This is a genomic window from Klebsiella sp. HC6 (assembly GCF_022605325.1).
Classification (GTDB): Bacteria; Pseudomonadota; Gammaproteobacteria; order Enterobacterales; family Enterobacteriaceae; genus Klebsiella; species Klebsiella terrigena.
Genome location: NZ_CP093276.1, coordinates 786,090 through 802,989 on the forward strand (window position 1 = coordinate 786,090; position 16,900 = coordinate 802,989).

The following is a 16,900-nucleotide window of genomic DNA, read 5'->3' on the forward strand; positions in this document are numbered from 1 at the left end:
TTCATTCATCCCCCTGATAGCGTCTTTGCTTTTCTGGCGACGGGGCTCAGCCCTGGTTTTCGCCCTCGCCCTGCAACTGACCGGCTGTGATAATGAGCCGGTATCCCGCCATGTCCCACCAAGACCGGTGATGACCACGGAGGTATCTGCCGGCAATCATGGCGGACAGACGCTGATGACCGGTGAAATATTGCCCCATGAAGAGACGATTATCGGCTTCCGTACCGATGGCCGGATGGTGAAACGACTCACGGATGTGGGGCAGTCAGTGGTTGCCGGGCAGGTACTGGCTGAACTGGATGATACCGATTTGCGTAATCAGTACCGCAGTGCTCAGGCGGCAGTACAGGAAGCCGAGGCAAGCGCCAGGCTTGCTGAGATAAACCTGCGACGCATGACGCTGCTTGCCCCGCAGGGTGCGGTTGCCCGGGTTCAGCTTGACGAGGCCCGCACAAACCGCGACACGGCAACAGCAAAACTGCAGAGCGCTCAGGCCGACCTGAGCAGTGCAGCGGACCGTCTGGGGTATGCGCGACTGCTCTCACCGGTTACCGGGGTGGTCACCACCGTCAGCGCCGGTCCGGGACAGGTAGTGACCACCGGACAGGAAATCCTGCGGGTGGCGCAGTCAGGGGCCCGTGATGCGGTCTTCAGCGTACCGGGGGCTCTGGCTGACACCCTGAAACAGCAGCAGACACTCACCCTGCGTATGGCGGATAACCCGTCGGTGTCGGTAACCGGAACGCTGCGTGACATCAGCCCGCAGGCCGACACACAGACCCGGACCTGGCGGGTACGCTATGACCTTGAGAATGCACCCGCGGTAATGGCTATGGGGGCGACGGTCACCGGGTCATTACCCCTGGGCGGCAGTGAAGTGTTTCAGGTACCGGCATCTGCCCTGACGAGGAAAGAACAGAAACCGGCAGTGTTCGTGGTGGACACCGGCAAAAATCGCCTGCGCCTGACACCCGTTGACATTGCGGCCTATATGACCGATTCGGTGCTCATCCGCAAAGGGCTGACAGCCGGTGAACAGGTGGTCACTGCCGGGGTCAGTCAGTTACGTGACGGGGAAAACGTGCTGACGGAGAACCAAAAATGAAAAATGTTATGCACGCTTCCGGCGGTTTTAATCTTTCTGCCTGGGCACTGGCCCACCGACAACTGGTGGCTTTTCTGATGCTGATGGTCACGGTGACAGGCGTCATGAGCTTTCTAAATCTGCCGCGCAGCGAAGATCCGGCGTTTACCATTAAGACCGCCGTGGTGTCGGCACAGTGGCCGGGCGCAACGGTAAAAGATACCGTCAGTTTCGTCACCGACACGCTGGAGAAGAAGCTCCAGGAAATCCCACATCTGGATTATATCGAGAGTTACACGCGTCCGGGCTCGTCGGTGATTTTTGTGAACCTGCGTGATGACACACCGCCGTCAGAGGTTGCGGGTATCTGGTATAGCGTGCGGAAAAAGATGGACGACATCCGGGCATCCCTGCCGGACGGCACCACCACCCCGGCCGTGGATGATGAATTCGATGATACATACGGCACAATTTATGGCTTCACGTCGGACGGCTTCACTCCCCGGCAGTTACGCGATACCGTCGATGATATCCGGACATCTCTGCTGGCTGTTCCGGGAACAGGGAAAGTTACGCTGCTGGGTGACAGCGAACAACAGGTGGTGATTGCTTTTGATCCACTGAAACTGTCGGGAATGGGACTCGATCTTCAGCAGGTGACGGCGGCTCTGCAGGCACAGAATGCCGTCACGCCCGCCGGACGTATCCGGACATCACAGGAAAATATGTCGGTGGAAGTCAGTGGCGCCTTCACATCCGTGGACAGCCTGCGGCAAATTGTGCTGCATACCGGAAACCGTTTTATCCCACTCACCGATTTGGCCACGGTCACACTGCAGCAGGCAGATCCGCCCTCACCGGAGTTTAGGGTTAACGGTAAACCAGCACTCGGGCTGGCGATTTCGATGGCTCGCGGTGGAAATATTGTTGATTTTGGTCGGGCGCTGAACGCGACGATGGACAGGATCCGCACGCATCTTCCTTACGGGATCAGTGTGGAGAAGGTGGCAGACCAGTCGGCCGTAGTCAGTGACGCGGTGGGAGGATTCGTCCAGGTGCTGGTTGAGGCCGTTATTATTGTGCTGGCCGTTTCTTTTGTTTCGCTGGGCAGCCGGGCAGGTCTGGTGGTCGCCGTGGCCATTCCGCTGGTGCTGGCCATGACATTTACCGGGATGGAACTGGCCGGAATAGGGCTACAGCGAATCTCCCTCGGTGCCCTGATCATTGCACTGGGACTGCTGGTTGATGATGCCATGATCACCGTAGAAGCCATGGTGTCGCGGCTTGAGGCTGGCGATGCCCTGAGTGTGGCCGCCACGCAGGTATTTCGTACCACCGCGTTCCCGATGCTGACGGGGACACTGGTGATGATTGCCGGATTTATACCGGTGGGATTTGCGGCATCGAGCGCAGGAGAATACTGCTACTCCCTGTTTGTGGTGGTACTGACAGCGCTGCTGAGCTCATGGCTGGTTGCGGTTCTTTTCTCGCCGCTTACCGGCGTCTGGTTACTGCCGGAACAGCATTCACATCAGTCACATAAGCACAGTTTCTTTCACCGTCATTATACCCGCCTGCTCGACCGGGTGATGCAGCACCGGCGCAAGACACTCGGTTGTGCCCTGGCGATACTGATATTGTCCGGGGGCGGAGCCCTGCTGATGCAGGGTGAGTTTTTCCCAGCGTCCGATCGCCCGGAGCTGCTGGTGAGCCTGACTCTGCCGCAGAATGTCAGCCAGGCACAGACGCACCGCGACGTCCTGAAGTTTGAAGCGAAGTTGCGCGATAATCCTGATATTGACCATTACTCAAGCTACATCGGTTCCGGCGCTGTGCGTTTTTATCTGCCGATGGATGTTCTGCTGCAGAAAGAGAACATTGCCCAGCTGGTCGTAGTGGCGAAAAATGAAGCGGCGAGAAACCGGCTGCAGAAACAGCTTGAGCAGATCCTGTCGAAAGATTTCAGTACGCTCACAACCCGGGTATCCACACTGGAGCTGGGCCCTCCGGTGGGCTGGCCGGTCAGATACCGGGTATCCGGGCCGGATAATACCCGTGTACGTGAACTGGCCACGCAACTGGCAGGGATGATTGCCCGCAATCCCGATACCCGGGGTGTCAATCTGACGTCCGGTGAACCGGAGCGGGTCATCCGTCTGCGGGTGGATCAGACGCAGGCGCGTGCCACCGGCATGACGTCTCAGTCACTGGCAGGAACGCTTGCCACGCTGTTTTCCGGAACCACCGTGACCACCCTGCGCGACCGTAACCGCCAGATTGATGTGGTGCTGCGGGGAAATGAAGCCTCACGACAAAACCCGGCGTTACTGAATGCTCTGATGCTGACATCATCGACCGGGAATAAAGTTCCCCTGGGACAGGTCGCCACGCCAGAATGGACGCTGGATGATCCGGTTATCTGGCGTCGGCAGCGGTTGCCGTTTATCACGGTTCAGTCGGATACCGCGCCCGGCGTTCGTGCAGAGACCGTGTCATCGGCACTCTCTCCGGTGGTTGCCGGTTTCCGGGAGAGTCTCCCGCCGGGTTACAGTGTGGAGGAAGGTGGAGTGGTTGTGGAATCGGAGAAAGGAAACAGCTCAGTGTATGCGGTATTGCCTGTCACGCTGATGGTGATGCTGTTACTGCTGATGATTCAGTTACAACGCTTTTCGTCGATGCTGCTGGCCCTGCTGATGGCACCGTTTGGTTTGCCTGGGATAGTTGTGGCTATGCTGCCTTTTGGCATACCGATGGGGTTTGTGGCGCTGCTGGGGATCATTGCACTGGCCGGGATGATCATCCGTAATGCCGTCATTCTTATTAGCGAAGTGGATGTGGGGATGAAAAATGGTTTCACTGCGGATGAGGCGATCAAAGTCGCCGCGCTGCACCGTTCACGCCCCATCATGCTGACCGCTTCGGCGGCCATTCTCGGGATGCTGCCGATTGCCCGGGATGTTTTCTGGGGACCGATGGCATTTGCCATTATTGGTGGGCTGCTTTCAGCCACACTGGCAACGCTGACACTACTGCCGGCAGCAATAAGTCTAATCTTTCACTGGAAACCGTATCCCTGACGAGTCCTGCCGTATCATCGCCTAGTGCTTCGACTAATGATTGCAACCCGCGGATATGGGGATGACCGTCGCTGCCGGTTGCGACTGCTAGGATCATGGCGCCGGACGCCGCCATGACCTGCTGGATCGTGGTGAACTCAGGAGGGGATTCGGCGTGTGAGACAGCGACTATCTGTGACCTCCGAATGAGGTGAATGGATGGTTCGTCGTTGTCTGAGCGCGCACTGGTTCAGTCGTCTTTCCCAGAACCACTTCAAGTACCAGCGCAATTTCGAGCATCCAGGGGATGGGACCCAGCAGACGTTTGAGGATAGCACGCACCTGGTCCGGAGGCTGTTCACGCACTTCGTTATAGCCACATTGACCCAGCCGGGTCTGCACCTCGGCTTCGGAAAGTCCCTTCACGATATTCTCAGGGAGCATCTCCATACACCCTTCTCCGGAAATACCTGACCCGGCAGGTCAGGTATGTTGTTATGGCGATAAAATGAAAATCTGCCGGAGACATGGCGCGGTTAAGTGTATGGCGCATATGCTTTTACAGCAGTGTCATCACAAAGAAACCAGTGGCAGTCATCAGAAGCGAGCCAGTTACGTGCGTCAGTACGGAAATGACAGCCCATGCATAATTGCCATTCTGAAGTAACACCACCACCTCAGCAGAAAAGGTGGAAAAGGTTGTCATACCGCCACATATGCCGGTGGTAATAAAAAACTTCCAGGCGGGATCAAGGTGAGGCTGCCGGACAAAAAAGGCCAGTGCCATACCGATGATAAATCCGCCAACCAGATTAACCACCAGGGTACCAGGTGGAAGATTGGGGAAAAGTGCATTGAGACGCATGGACAGTATCCAGCGGATCACACAGCCGATCGATCCGCCTATCACCACCGCGAATAATGATTTGTACATACCACCTCGCTGAAATCAGGGCACCATCAGACCGTCATTCAAGGGAATAACGTGCGGTGATGGCCCGTTTTTCATTCATTTCATACAGTACGGGGATTCCCGTCAGGACATGCAGATCGGGAACCTTATTTTCATCAATCTGCTCAATAAACATGGTCAGCGCACGCAGTGTATTAGCATGACTGACCAGCAACATGGTTTCGCCACTGGCGACGCGCAGGACAATGACGTGGTGCCAGTAAGGCAACAACCTTCGTTGCGTCATTTCCAGACTTTCTCCCCCCGGCAAATCCGTCAGGGACACATGACGATAACGTGCCTCACGATGAAGTGAAGCAGGTGCATCCGGCAACGGAGGGGAGATACCACGATAGCTCCTCCGCCAGTGATAAACGATTTTCTGGCCAATCTGTTGAGTGGCTTCATCTTTGTTCATTCCCTGAAGCGCACCGTAATGACGTTCATTTAACCGCCATGATTTGTCCACCGGTAACCACAATTGATTCAGCGCTTCCATTATCAGCCAGAGCGAATGAATTGCCCGGTTCAGAACGGATGTGCAGGCTCCATCTATGATTGTAGTGGCACACTGATTCCGGACCGTTTTATCAGGTTTGCTGCGCGCCGGGTTTCCTCCACTCCTTTCAGCATCAGCGGGACATTTTCCCATCCGGTAAAACGATTTTGCGATTCAACTAACTTTCGCCATGGCGGAGTAAAATAATTTTCCCCATAACAACTACCTGTCTGTCACCCACAACTGAACCGGAAGGACCTGAACCCGTTGAGTTGTTTGTACTGATTACCCGGATTTACCTGGACTCCGGTCAAGGAGGTGACGCATCAGAAGATGGGCACCGCTCCCGATGAACAGCGCGATTACAACGGCACTGGTATCATCCGGCAGTATATTAAAAAAGGCATCAGCGATCAGGAAAACCAGACAGTTTGCCTGGATCCCCGTTGCTGTTACAGTATGAGTATTTTTCCGTTCACAGAACCACCCTACCCCTTCCCGTATCTGAGCATACGGGAAGGGTGACGGAATCAGCGTTTTTTGAAGGCGGCTTTACCGGCGAAGATGGCGGCATCACCTAATTCATCTTCAATACGCATCAGTTGATTGTATTTCTCAATGCGCTCCCCACGGCTGGGTGCACCGGTTTTCAGGTGACCAGCCCGCAGGCCGACGGTCATATCTGCAATGAAGCTGTCCACGGTTTCCCCGCTCCGGTGCGAAATAAAGGTTCCCCAGTTGTTATCCTGACACAACTGGACGGCTTCGATGGTTTCACTCAGGGTGCCTATCTGGTTCAGTTTGATCAATGCGGCATTGGCCAGGTTTTCATCGATACCTCGCTGGATATATTTCACATTGGTCACAAAGATATCATCGCCAACCAGCTCAACTTTATCGCCGAGCGCGCGGTGCAGGAGCTGCCAGCCGGCCCAGTCGTCTTCCGCAAGGCCATCTTCAATCAGGACTATCGGGAAATCCTTCACCAGTTGCTCATAGTAGCGGGTCATTTCGTCGGCGCTGAGCCGGGTATTTTCGGTACGCAGGGTATATTTCCCATCGACGTAGAATTCACTGGAGGCCGGATCCATGCAAATAACGATATCTTCGCCTGGGCGGTATCCCGCCTTGCTAATTGCCTCCACGATAAGCTCCAGCGGCTGACGGTTTGAGGAAACGGCCGGTGCAAAACCGCCTTCATCGCCCACGCCGGCGGATAAACCTTTTTCCAGCAGGACCTGACGCAGGGCCTGGTAGACCTCACTGCCCCAGCGAATAGCTTCGCGTACGGAAGAGGCTCCCCATGGTGCAATCATAAACTCCTGAAAATCAGCGCCCTGCCAGCGGGCATGAACTCCGCCGTTAATGATATTCATACAGGGAACCGGCAGCAGATTCGCGCCGACGCCACCCAGATAGCGGTAGAGCGGGGTAGAGGATAGTTGTGCCGCCAGGCGGGATACTGCCAGCGATACGCCAAGGATCGCATTAGCACCCAGCCGGCCTTTGTTTTCTGTGCCATCAAGGGCAATCAGACAGTTGTCGATTTCTTTCTGGCGGCGTACATCGTAGCCCTGCAGGGCATCGTTAATTTCGGTATTGACGCACTGGACCGCATCCTGAACACCTTTACCGCCAAAACGTGTCTTGTCATCATCGCGATGCTCGATGGCTTCACGGGAGCCGGTGCTGGCACCGGAAGGAACGGAGGCACGGGCCATACTGCCCCCTACAGAAGTCACTTCAACCTCTACGGTCGGGTTACCGCGGGAATCCAGAATTTCTCTTGCGATGATACATTCAATTTCAAAGCTCATAAGTTTGACCTTCTTTTAAGGGGCTGGAATATGTTTAATCAGAACATCAACAGAAAGGTGATTGATGAATTCGAAAGAAAAGGAGGAAAAAACCCCGAACAGGCGGTTTTCATGCCCCAGCATGACCAGATCGATATCTTCATGCTGAACAACGGCCTCAACGTCCCGGAAACGATGGATGCTGACGATGGACCTGACGTTGATATCAATACTGCTGGACTCCACCAGACGGCTAAGCATTGCCTTTGCATCAATAACTTCGCGGGACTGACGGTCTTTGGTTAATGAGTCACTGGTATAATCCAGTTCCCTATAGTCAGCACTGAGATGCCCGACAGTAATACGGGTGCCCATCTCTTTTGCCAGACGTTCTGCCTGCTCAAGCAACAGCAGACCATCGGTTTCATTCTGTACAAGTAACAAGGCATGCCGGTAAATTTGCATAAATCACCTCTTATAAGAAGCGAAGCGGTTGGTCAGCCAGGGGAGGATTTCTTTTTTCCGGCTTGTCATGCCGGGCAGCGATACCTGGCGGGAGCCTGTCAGGCTGCTGTCTGAAAAAAGCAAAACGGAGTTCCGGCTGGTAATGTCTGTCACCATCAGGATCACCATGTCCAGCACGCTGTCCTTGCAGGTTTTATCCATTTCCTGCAGTAGCTCAGGCAACAGGGGAGTAATATCAGCCATGTCGCGGACCTCAATTTGTGACAACAACAGCGGCACATCATGGATCCGGTAATTTTTGGCGTCACGATTGAGTAAAACCGACGCGGATTGCCCGGTTATATCTGTTTTGGCTCGCAGCAGCCCTGTCACAAACTGGTCATAATCGATACCGGCGATTTCCCGCAAAACAGCCACGGATTCCTGATCCTGAGTGGTGGTGGTGGGACCCGTCAGCGCAACGGTATCACTGAGGATCGCCCCCATCAGCAACACAGCCTGAGCGGCAGTCAGCGGCATCGGAATGTCATGCATGAGAATTGAGAGAATTACTGTTCCGCAGCATCCTACCGCCCGCACCCAGACATCCGGTGGATTGCGGGTAACAAGGGTACCAATACGATGATGGTCAATGATGCCGATGACGTTGCTGTCCATCAGCGAAGACGGTCCCTGCTCTGCATCCGTAAAATCAACCAGCCATACGGTTTTATCTGTCAGATCGACGGTGAGTAAATCGGGTTGTGAAACACCCGCAGCGTTGAGGATATAACGGGTTTCCGGGGTGATATCCCCCAGGCGCCAGGGCGTTGCGGGACGACCGGTGTAATTAAGCCAGTCAGCCACAACCAGCGCGCTGCAAATAGCATCGCTGTCAGGATTTCGATGACCGAAGACATAAATCGGATTATCTCTTTGAAAAGAGAGAGATTCTGCGGTAAGCGGTAATGTGGTTTTATTTTGCATAGCTATACCTGACATACATGCCTATAAGAGGACAACTTCATCTGTATATCAGGCGCCATCATCCGGTGTTGAAAAACCGGCGGTTGGGAAAGGTGGAGCACCATCACCTTGTAAATCAATCTTATATGGGCCTTTGCATTAAATCAATATTTATTGTTGGCCCTCGGTTTCGTACACACAAGTACATCCTGTCCCGCCAAAAACGTTTACAATAGTGCGCCGAATGAAGCAATTTATACCTTCTTAATTATATTTATGATGAGTATTATCGCCGACGTATCCTGACTCAGCTTAACCGGAGAGAAGGTCGTAATGCAGTGGCTAGGGCAATCTGTTATGGCCAGCGTGGTGAGATCAGAAAACGTTACAGTGAGGGATTGCGTGTGAGGTCGCCAGCGGAACCAGATGCATCCCACTGGGGGACAGCCAGTCCGGCTATTTGCTCTGCGACCATCTCTTGCGTTAACTGGTCAGGTTCAGGGTAGTACAGTCCCGGGTTACTTATCTAGGACTGCAGTCATGCGGGCAAAGTTGTTCTGGTCAGCACTGGTGATGCGGTAGGACGAAGCACCGGATTCCTTGGCGATAGCGGCAATTTTCGCTTCCGCGTTGCTGAGTGTGTCAGCAGTAACACTGACTGACTGGGCGAAGCCAGAGAAAGAGACTACGGAGAGCATACTGGCAGCAACAAGCAGTTTGATATTTTTCATGGTCATATTCCTTGGGTTATCTGGTCATCTGGTGATACCGGCATCATCGCCGTCTCACCTGTTGATGTGCATTAAAAACCCTGTAGTAAATACAGGGTCAATAAGTTATTTTGTAAATTATTGTTGGCTGTGTTTTTTCGTTTTCATACAACCCAGCTCTTGAAAGAGCCTCACCGTGGCTGACGAGGCATGAGAAAATACGGCCGTAACAGACACCGCGAAACCGGGATTGCGCTGGGGAGATAGGTCGGTGCAGGGCCGTTAACTTACAGGATTAGTGAGGGTTTATGATGTTATGGCTACTGATTAAGTACGCGATCACCGCCGGAATGGTTGTTTTTATCTCTGAAGTTGCCAAGCGTAGTGATCGGCTTGGTGGTCTTGTCGCCGCGCTTCCCCTGGTTACTGTGCTTGTGCTCGTGTGGATGAAGCTGGAAGGACAGAGTCAGCAAAAAATAGCCAATCATGCGTGGTATACATTCTGGTATGTAGTGCCGACACTACCTATGTTTTTACTATTCCCTGTTTTCTGTCAGCGATTTGGCTTTTGGATCACGCTGGGTAGCTGCTGCGTCGTAACCGTCCTTATTTTCTTTTTGTGGGCCAGTGCGTTACGCCGTTTTGGCATAAATCTGATGTGATAATGTACGCTGTTGTGAAGCCAACTGCACTATTGCCGGAGGAAACACCGACTAACTCCGAACCATATCAGGCTTTTTAACAGGATAAGAGAGTTTTCAAGGGGGCCGGCTTCCTGCCGGAAGCGCGGTTCTTTCTGTCAAAGACAAATTCAGATGTTCTGGGGAGGTGCGGATATTACAACTATTATACTCGCTGTCTTTCCTTATTGATAATGTCACCCTGATTTCCCGGTTTTAAATGTCACTTTCTGCTGATTTCTGATGAAGAAAAAAGGGCAGTGAGCTCATTTTTTCAGGCTTGATTTGAAAAGAGAGGGTTCAGCCAGAACCGGATTGATGGCTCTGAGCTGAGCCTGAATCTGTGCCCGCCTTTTAGGCATACTCTGGCTGCGCCTTTCTTTTTCCTGCGGCTTCAAGCTCATCCTGTTTTTCCTTCGCCAGCTTCAGCACCGCGTCAAGCCTTTTGTTATCAACGATGCGCCCCTGACTGATGCAGTCCAGCTTATCGAACATCTGATATTTCAGTGTTCTGTTTCCATGGCGGAATTTGAGCGTACCGTCCGTATAATCAAAAGCGAGGATTTCTTCTCCGACTATGCGTGAGTTTTCGTCAGTGGGATCAACCAGATAAAGGATTTTTTCATACTGAAAAGTCAGTGCTTTTGAGAGCGTCCGAAGCGTCTGCCAGGCGAAAATGTCGTCCAGTTCCAGGTGGCTCTCTAGACCGTGCGGTGAAGGTTTTTCGGGTATTTTGCCAGTCTGGCAAAGCGGTGGTTGAAGTCGCTGATGAACGTTTCGATCCAGGCGTTGGCGGCATCAATGCAGGTGATATTCTCCAGGCACATCTCCTTAACCAGCCGCTCCTGCAGCGTCAGGTTGGCGCGCTTAACGCGGCCCTTGGCCTGAGAGCTGTTGGCACAGATACCCGCCAATAGTGGACACGCGACTAAGTGAGTAAACTCTCAACCAGAGGTAGCTCACATGACTAAATCAGTAACCGTCAGTAAAAAGCCGCGTAAACAGCACACTCCCGAATTCCGCCAGGAAGCTCTGAAGCTTGCTGAACGCATTGGCGTCGCTGCCGCTGCCCGCGAACTCAGTTTGTATGAATCGCAACTCTATGGCTGGCGAAAAAAACAACAGCAACAACTGACATCATCTGCACGCGAAAGCGAACTGGATGCTGAAAATGCCCGGCTTAAACGCCAGCTTGCGGAGCAGGCAGAGGAGCTGGCTATTCTCCAAAAGGCCGCGACATACTTCGCGAAGCTCCTGAAATGAAGTATGTTTTTATCGAAAAATATCAGGCTGAGTTCACCATCAAAGCCATGTGCCGGGTGCTGCGCGTGGCCCGTAGCGGCTGGTATGCCTGGTGCTCCCGGCGTCATCAGATAAACACGCGACAGCAGTTCCGTCTGGCCTGTGATGCCGCGGTTCTCAGAGCATTCACTGATGCAAAACAACGGTATGGTGCGCCACGGCTTGCGGATGAGCTCCCGGCCTACAACATCAAAACGATAGCTGGCAGCCTGCGTCGCCAGGGGCTTCGGGCAAAGGCAGCCCGCAAGTTCAGCCCGGTCAGTTATCGTGAGCATGGCTTGCCTGTGTCTGAGAACCTGCTGAAGCAGGACTTTTACGCCAGCGGCCCGAATCAGAAGTGGTCGGGAGACATCACCTACTTACGCACCGATGAAGGCTGGCTGTATCTGGCAGTGGTGATTGACCTGTGGTCGCGAGCTGTCATCGGCTGGTCAATGGCACCGCGAATGACGGCACAACTGACCTGCGATGCGTTGCAGATGGCGCTGTGGCGGCGTAAACGCCCGAAAAATGTCATTGTTCATACTGACCGTGGCAGCCAGTACTGTTCAGCGGACTATCAGGCGTTGCTGAAGCGGCATAATCTGCGCGGGAGCATGAGCGCGAAAGGCTGCTGTTACGACAATGCGTGTGTGGAAAGCTTCTTCCACTCGCTGAAAGTGGAATGCATCCACGGTGAACGCTTTATCAGCCGGGAAATGATGAGAACAACTGTATTTAATTATATTGAGTGCGATTACAATCGCTGGCGTCGCCACAGTGCCTGTGGTGGGCTCAGTCCTGAACAATTTGAAAACCAGAACCTTGCTTAGGGCCGTGTCCACATTACGTGGGTAGGATCAGTTCACACCAGGAAAACGATTAATGACTGGCGGCAGGATTATAACGAGTGCCGTCCACATTCATCGCTGGATTACCAGACTCCAGCTGAATTTCCAGCAGGCTGGCGAAACGGGAAATATGAAGAAAAACCAACCGACATTACTAATTGAAGGTTATATCTAATCCTGGGGTCAGTCCAGTTTATTTAGACAGTTTTGGCATTTCATGTCACGTGATTTAATGTCTGGGTATTTATTCTTTTGATCAGAGTAAAGCTAGAGTTGTTTGAAGGGAAGGGGATAGGAATGCGTGAGTTCCAGCCTCCAATTACCTGCAAAGACATATTTTGAAACCTATATAAATGGGGTAAGAAAAAATATCTTCAGTGTAAAACGATATAAAAATTGCCATATCTTATTGATTATGAGTGAATTTTATTGTTTAAGAAAAATTTCTCGATAAGTGGATGTTCAAGACAGTCAGCGCTATATAAAAAATACAATAAAAAGTATTGACCCTATAGTAGTTGCAGGGTTTTTAATGCTCATCAACAGGAAACGAGCAGTATGCTCTTATGATGAACATTAACTTTACTAGGGTTATCACTATGAAAAATATCAAACTTCTCGCAGCAGCTGGTTTTCTCTCTGTTGTCTCATTCTCTGGTATGGCGCAGACGGTCAGCGTAACTGCTTCCACTCTTGACAGTGCAGAAGCAAAAATTGCTGCTAAAGCAAAAGAAGCACAAACGTCATACAAAATTCTCTCTGCGTATACTGGTAATCGAGTGCATATGACCGCTAAATTAGGGGATTAATAGATAATCATTTTAGGGTATCTATAGGAATATATACCTTGATAAAATCTGCCACTATATACTAATTTTTAATGCTTGATATGCCACATGTTTTTTCCTTGAATAGACTTTAGCGGACTGCTGATAAAGAGTCCGTATTTTTTTAATGTAATACTAATAGTTAAGTATGGTTTTTTATCCGTGCAAATATTTTAGCTCCACGTCCTCTTTGTGGAGTTGCCCCCGCTAAAACGGACACGGTTAATTTATAGCTAGCAGCGAACTTCTGTATTCCCTTGGTGACTGCATTTTCAGCCCTTTATGGGGATGCCAGTTATTATAGTCTTCCATCCATTCCGTCAGTTTTCACATCACTGTCATGGCATCCGGCAGGTCATTAACATACACGTAGTCACGCTTGAACGTTTTAACGAACGATTCAGCCATCCCATTGCTCTCCGGACTGCGCACTGGCGTCGTACACACGATGAACCTGAGTGAGGTGGCGAACGTTCTTATTGAGTCCGCTATGTAGCAACAGCCATTATCGGTCAGCCACTCAACGGCATGTGGCAGGTAAAGCGTATTGCCAAAGCGCTTTTCCACACTCTCTGTCAGCAGATCCTGCACCATAACGCTGTTTATTCCACCTGTTGTCGCCGACCAGCAGATGGCTTCGCGATCACAGCAGTCAAGGCTGAACACTACCCGCACGACTTCCCGATTCAAGCAGCGGATTTCAACACCAGTGCGTATCCGGCTTGAGTGTCACGACGTTGCCGGTATGACTGTGCTCTGGCTTTCTATGGCCAGATTTTGCCAGCAACAGGTTATTCGCCTGCATGATCCGGTAAATGCGTTTGTGGTTAACCCGCCAGTTTTGTTCCTTCAGCGCACGATTGAGGTGTGCCGTCACGCGACGGTAGCCGTTTGTCGCCCGCTCGCTGCATATCTGGCGGATAAGCGGTAACAGTCGGGCGTCATCATCTTTGCTATAGCGGGCTGGCCGCTGCTGGCGCTTCTTTAGCAGCCGTTCATAAAGATTCGAACGCGATACGCAGAGCACTTCTGCTATTCGGATGAGGAGGTATCGTCCGGTGGCAGCAATGGCATGCGCGATATCAACTTTTTTGCCTAGGCTATCTCAAGCGCGTTCCTATGGATTTCGGCTTCCATCGTCTTGCGGCCCAGCATTTGTTCAAGCTGTTTGACTTTTTTCTCCAGCGCTTGGACCTCGGAGACACTGACGACCTCGTCGCCAGCGACGATCGCAGACTTTCCACCCTCGTTCATGAGCCGTTTCCACTTAAAAAGAAGACTGGGTGTGATGTCATATTGCCGGGCAACGAGTGAGACGGTGTAGCCGGGCTGCATGGCGAGCGCAACAAAACGGGCTTTCTCTTCAGGAGTATAACGACGGCGTTTTTGCTCGCCAGTGATCACTTCGATTCTTTGCACAGGACACTCCTTAAACATAGCTCTATGACTATGTCTTACTGGTGAGGTGTCCGGTTCAAACGGAGGCTATTACCCTTTGATATTTTCACTTTTTTGATTCATTCTCAATGCCGATGCTTGGTTAAATCAGAGAAGCGTTCATCATCAGCTATCAACCGGTGCTTTTACGATTTAAGGGGTTAAGACACCGCTCACTATTCTATTCCGTTAGCCTGACTCTGTGATTTCCCGAACATAGTTCAGTGTTCTGAACAGATAAAACCAGCATATTTCTGTCCGGAGCGTCAGACAAGATTGTCTGATAAAGGGGGAGCTGCTCCTTGCAGATTAGAGCATCTCTATGTTAGCAACGTCCGCTCCTGGCACGCATGAGACATTCAGAGCCATAACTGCTGGGGACAGCCTGGCAGTCCAGTTCTTCTGTTCGGTTTCACGACTACACGTCGCCATAATTCGCTATGATGAGAAAAACAGAATAGGATATCGAAGATGAAAACTGTCGAATTTTTGCTGTACACCCTCAAACCCGGTACTGGAAAAGACTTTCATAGAATAATGAAAGAAGTGAGTGTTCCACTTCACCGTTCAGTGGGAATGGATGTTATTTCTTATGGTATATCAGCACATGACGACGATGCTTACTATCTGATCAGGGCTTATAACAGCCTCTCTCACCTGAAAACTGCCCAGGACACCTTTTATGATAGCGAAGCATGGCGTCATGGTCCCCGGCAGGCCATTATCGATAGAATAAGCATCAGCGTTAAATCGGTACTGACTCTCACTGAGAGTGCCGTTGAGCATTTACGAACCCACTGACCCTATCGCTATACGTCATGGTAAAGCCGGGATAGACACACCAGCAAGACGTTACTGTTATTCAGTACATCAGAGATGAGGCTACCGCCTCACATGCTGAATGCGGGATGTTTGACCGGCATCTATGAGCGAAGAGCGGAAGTTCGCTTTCGGAAAACCTAATCCATGTGCCAGAGGGTCTCTGAAAGAGAATGGGGCGTTTAAGTGGGGTACTTACAAAAAATCAGCCTTAACGAATGGAAGGGACTTCCCCTGATTATGCGCCTGATTAACTCTTGTGCAATCATGGGGTACACATCGTCCCGGAGGAATTCGTTATGACTATCACGACTGTCGGTATCGATCTTGCTAAAAATGTGTTTGCTGTTCACGGTGTTGATCAAAATGGTAGAACTGTTCTGGTTAAGCCTAAAGTATCGCGTGCTGCACTTCCTGAGTTAATTGCAAGTTTGCCTCCCTGTGTTATCGGGATGGAAGCATGCTCCGGGGCTCACTACTGGGCAAGATTGTTTCGGCAGTATGGTCATGAGCCACGTCTGATGGCTGCTAAGTTTGTATCGCCTTATCGTATGGCCGGAAAATCAGGAAAAAATGATGCAGCTGATGCTCAGGCTATCTGTGAAGCTGTTCGTCGTCCGCATATGCGGTTCGTACCAGTGAAAGACGAAAGCCAGCAGGCCATGCAGTGTTTACATCGTACCCGTCAGGGTTTTATCGAAGAGAAAACAGCAACGTATAATCGTCTGCGAGGATTGATATCTGAATTCGGTGTCATCGCGCCACAAAGTGCTGATGCCCTGCGCCACATGGTTTCTGTGCAGAAGAGCTCTTTACCGCTTCAGGTTCAGCAATGTGTTGATGATTTGATGGAACACGTTGATCGCATTGAAGCTAACATCACTGAATATGACCGAATTTTGTCCCACATAGCCAAAACAGATCATCGCAGTCAGCGGCTGATGGAGCTAAAGGGCGTTGGTCCCACAACGGCCTGTGCACTGGTCGCCAGTATCGGTAATGCACATGATTTTAAAAATGGACGTCAACTGGCAGCCTGGCTGGGGCTGACGCCATCACAATACAGCAGCGGGGGAAAGTCGAAACTCGGCAGGATCACAAAAGCCGGTGATTCGTATCTGCGAACGCTTCTGGTTCAGGGGGCTCGTTCAGTGCTTATTGGCGCCGGGAAAAGGACTGACTCATTCAGCCGTTGGGTTTGTATGTTGGTTGAGCGCAGAGGGTACTGGCGGGCTGTTGTGGCCATCGCCGCCAAAAATGCGCGGCTGTGTTGGGCATCACTACATTACGGTGATGATTTCCGGCTGTACTCAGTCAACTAAAGCTCGAAGCTGTATAACCATCTGACCTGCAATTCGTTGATGATAAAGGGTTAGACCCCGTGAGGCCTATCTGGCTATTGTACAGGATATACGTATCCGCTTAACGAACAAGAACCTCACGCGCGTCTTTCATCAGGGCCCGAATCGATGACGATTCATCATGGCCGTTTATAGTA

The 16,900-nt window shown here is 51.7% G+C and carries 13 protein-coding genes, 4 pseudogenes and 1 riboswitch; of the genes and pseudogenes, 8 read left to right on the top strand and 9 right to left on the bottom strand.

From position 1 onward, the window contains the following. Positions 1 to 130: 130 nt before the first annotated feature. Entirely contained in the window at positions 131 to 1,105 is a 975-nt protein-coding gene (locus MMW58_RS03875; protein ID WP_223822561.1) for an efflux RND transporter periplasmic adaptor subunit, read from the top strand. Then, entirely contained in the window at positions 1,102 to 4,161 is a 3,060-nt protein-coding gene (locus MMW58_RS03880) for an efflux RND transporter permease subunit (protein ID WP_016154444.1), read from the top strand. The genes MMW58_RS03875 and MMW58_RS03880 overlap by 4 nt, the downstream gene beginning before the upstream one ends. 168 nt (positions 4,162 to 4,329) lie before the next feature. On the opposite strand, the gene MMW58_RS03885 is transcribed toward MMW58_RS03880, so the two are convergent. The 6 genes from MMW58_RS03885 to MMW58_RS03910 form a co-directional block, all read right to left on the bottom strand. Beyond that, positions 4,330 to 4,590 (bottom strand): cation-transporting P-type ATPase, encoded by a 261-nt coding sequence (locus tag MMW58_RS03885; protein WP_016154443.1) that lies wholly within the window; start codon positions 4,588 to 4,590, stop codon positions 4,330 to 4,332. Positions 4,591 to 4,699: 109 nt separating this feature from the next. Next, positions 4,700 to 5,074 carry a fluoride efflux transporter CrcB gene (crcB, locus tag MMW58_RS03890; RefSeq protein WP_016154442.1) on the bottom strand — a complete coding sequence of 125 codons (375 nt, stop codon included), beginning with the start codon at positions 5,072 to 5,074 and terminating at the stop codon, positions 4,700 to 4,702. A gap of 34 nt (positions 5,075 to 5,108) precedes the next feature. After that, positions 5,109 to 5,744: a 2,3-bisphosphoglycerate-dependent phosphoglycerate mutase gene (locus tag MMW58_RS03895; RefSeq protein WP_223175621.1), complete on the bottom strand. Its 636-nt coding sequence runs from the start codon at positions 5,742 to 5,744 to the stop codon at positions 5,109 to 5,111. Positions 5,745 to 6,121: 377 nt separating this feature from the next. Then, positions 6,122 to 7,408, bottom strand: coding sequence for a phosphopyruvate hydratase (gene eno, locus MMW58_RS03900; RefSeq protein ID WP_009652415.1), 1,287 nt, complete (start codon positions 7,406 to 7,408; stop codon positions 6,122 to 6,124). Positions 7,409 to 7,423: 15 nt separating this feature from the next. Further along, the gene (locus MMW58_RS03905) at positions 7,424 to 7,852 is read right to left on the bottom strand and encodes a universal stress protein (protein ID WP_009652460.1); all 429 of its coding nucleotides are present in this window, start codon (positions 7,850 to 7,852) and stop codon (positions 7,424 to 7,426) included. Positions 7,853 to 7,855: 3 nt separating this feature from the next. Then, positions 7,856 to 8,818, bottom strand: coding sequence for a DHHA2 domain-containing protein (locus tag MMW58_RS03910; RefSeq protein ID WP_009652407.1), 963 nt, complete (start codon positions 8,816 to 8,818; stop codon positions 7,856 to 7,858). A gap of 42 nt (positions 8,819 to 8,860) precedes the next feature. Further along, positions 8,861 to 8,935: riboswitch (Fluoride riboswitch) on the bottom strand. 116 nt (positions 8,936 to 9,051) lie between these two features. Here MMW58_RS03910 and MMW58_RS30265 point away from each other — a divergent pair. After that, positions 9,052 to 9,195 (top strand): annotated as a pseudogene (locus MMW58_RS30265) (Tn3 family transposase); the annotation flags it as partial. Positions 9,196 to 9,315: 120 nt separating this feature from the next. Here the strand turns inward: MMW58_RS30265 and MMW58_RS03915 are convergent. Continuing rightward, a complete protein-coding gene (locus tag MMW58_RS03915; RefSeq protein ID WP_009652456.1) occupies positions 9,316 to 9,528 on the bottom strand; it encodes a YdgH/BhsA/McbA-like domain containing protein in 213 nt (70 codons plus the stop codon). Positions 9,529 to 9,818: 290 nt separating this feature from the next. Here MMW58_RS03915 and MMW58_RS03920 point away from each other — a divergent pair, with 290 nt between their 5' ends. After that, positions 9,819 to 10,169 (top strand): DUF3147 family protein, encoded by a 351-nt coding sequence (locus MMW58_RS03920; RefSeq protein WP_016154441.1) that lies wholly within the window; start codon positions 9,819 to 9,821, stop codon positions 10,167 to 10,169. A 284-nt stretch (positions 10,170 to 10,453) separates the two neighbouring features. Here the strand turns inward: MMW58_RS03920 and MMW58_RS03925 are convergent. After that, positions 10,454 to 11,092: pseudogene (locus tag MMW58_RS03925) on the bottom strand (transposase family protein); the annotation flags it as partial. A 58-nt stretch (positions 11,093 to 11,150) separates the two neighbouring features. Here MMW58_RS03925 and MMW58_RS03930 point away from each other — a divergent pair. Both MMW58_RS03930 and MMW58_RS03935 read left to right on the top strand, forming a co-directional pair. Further along, positions 11,151 to 12,481, top strand: a pseudogene (locus MMW58_RS03930) (IS3 family transposase). A 437-nt stretch (positions 12,482 to 12,918) separates the two neighbouring features. Next, positions 12,919 to 13,128 (top strand): YdgH/BhsA/McbA-like domain containing protein, encoded by a 210-nt coding sequence (locus MMW58_RS03935; RefSeq protein ID WP_032443218.1) that lies wholly within the window; start codon positions 12,919 to 12,921, stop codon positions 13,126 to 13,128. Between the two features lie 240 nt (positions 13,129 to 13,368). Here the strand turns inward: MMW58_RS03935 and MMW58_RS03940 are convergent. Next, positions 13,369 to 14,565, bottom strand: a pseudogene (locus MMW58_RS03940) (IS3 family transposase). A gap of 489 nt (positions 14,566 to 15,054) precedes the next feature. Between MMW58_RS03940 and MMW58_RS03945 the strand changes: the two are divergent. Beyond that, a complete protein-coding gene (locus MMW58_RS03945; RefSeq protein WP_016154439.1) occupies positions 15,055 to 15,384 on the top strand; it encodes an NIPSNAP family protein in 330 nt (109 codons plus the stop codon). Positions 15,385 to 15,701: 317 nt separating this feature from the next. Further along, positions 15,702 to 16,724, top strand: coding sequence for an IS110 family RNA-guided transposase (locus tag MMW58_RS03950; RefSeq protein WP_000156887.1), 1,023 nt, complete (start codon positions 15,702 to 15,704; stop codon positions 16,722 to 16,724). Positions 16,725 to 16,900: the final 176 nt, after the last annotated feature.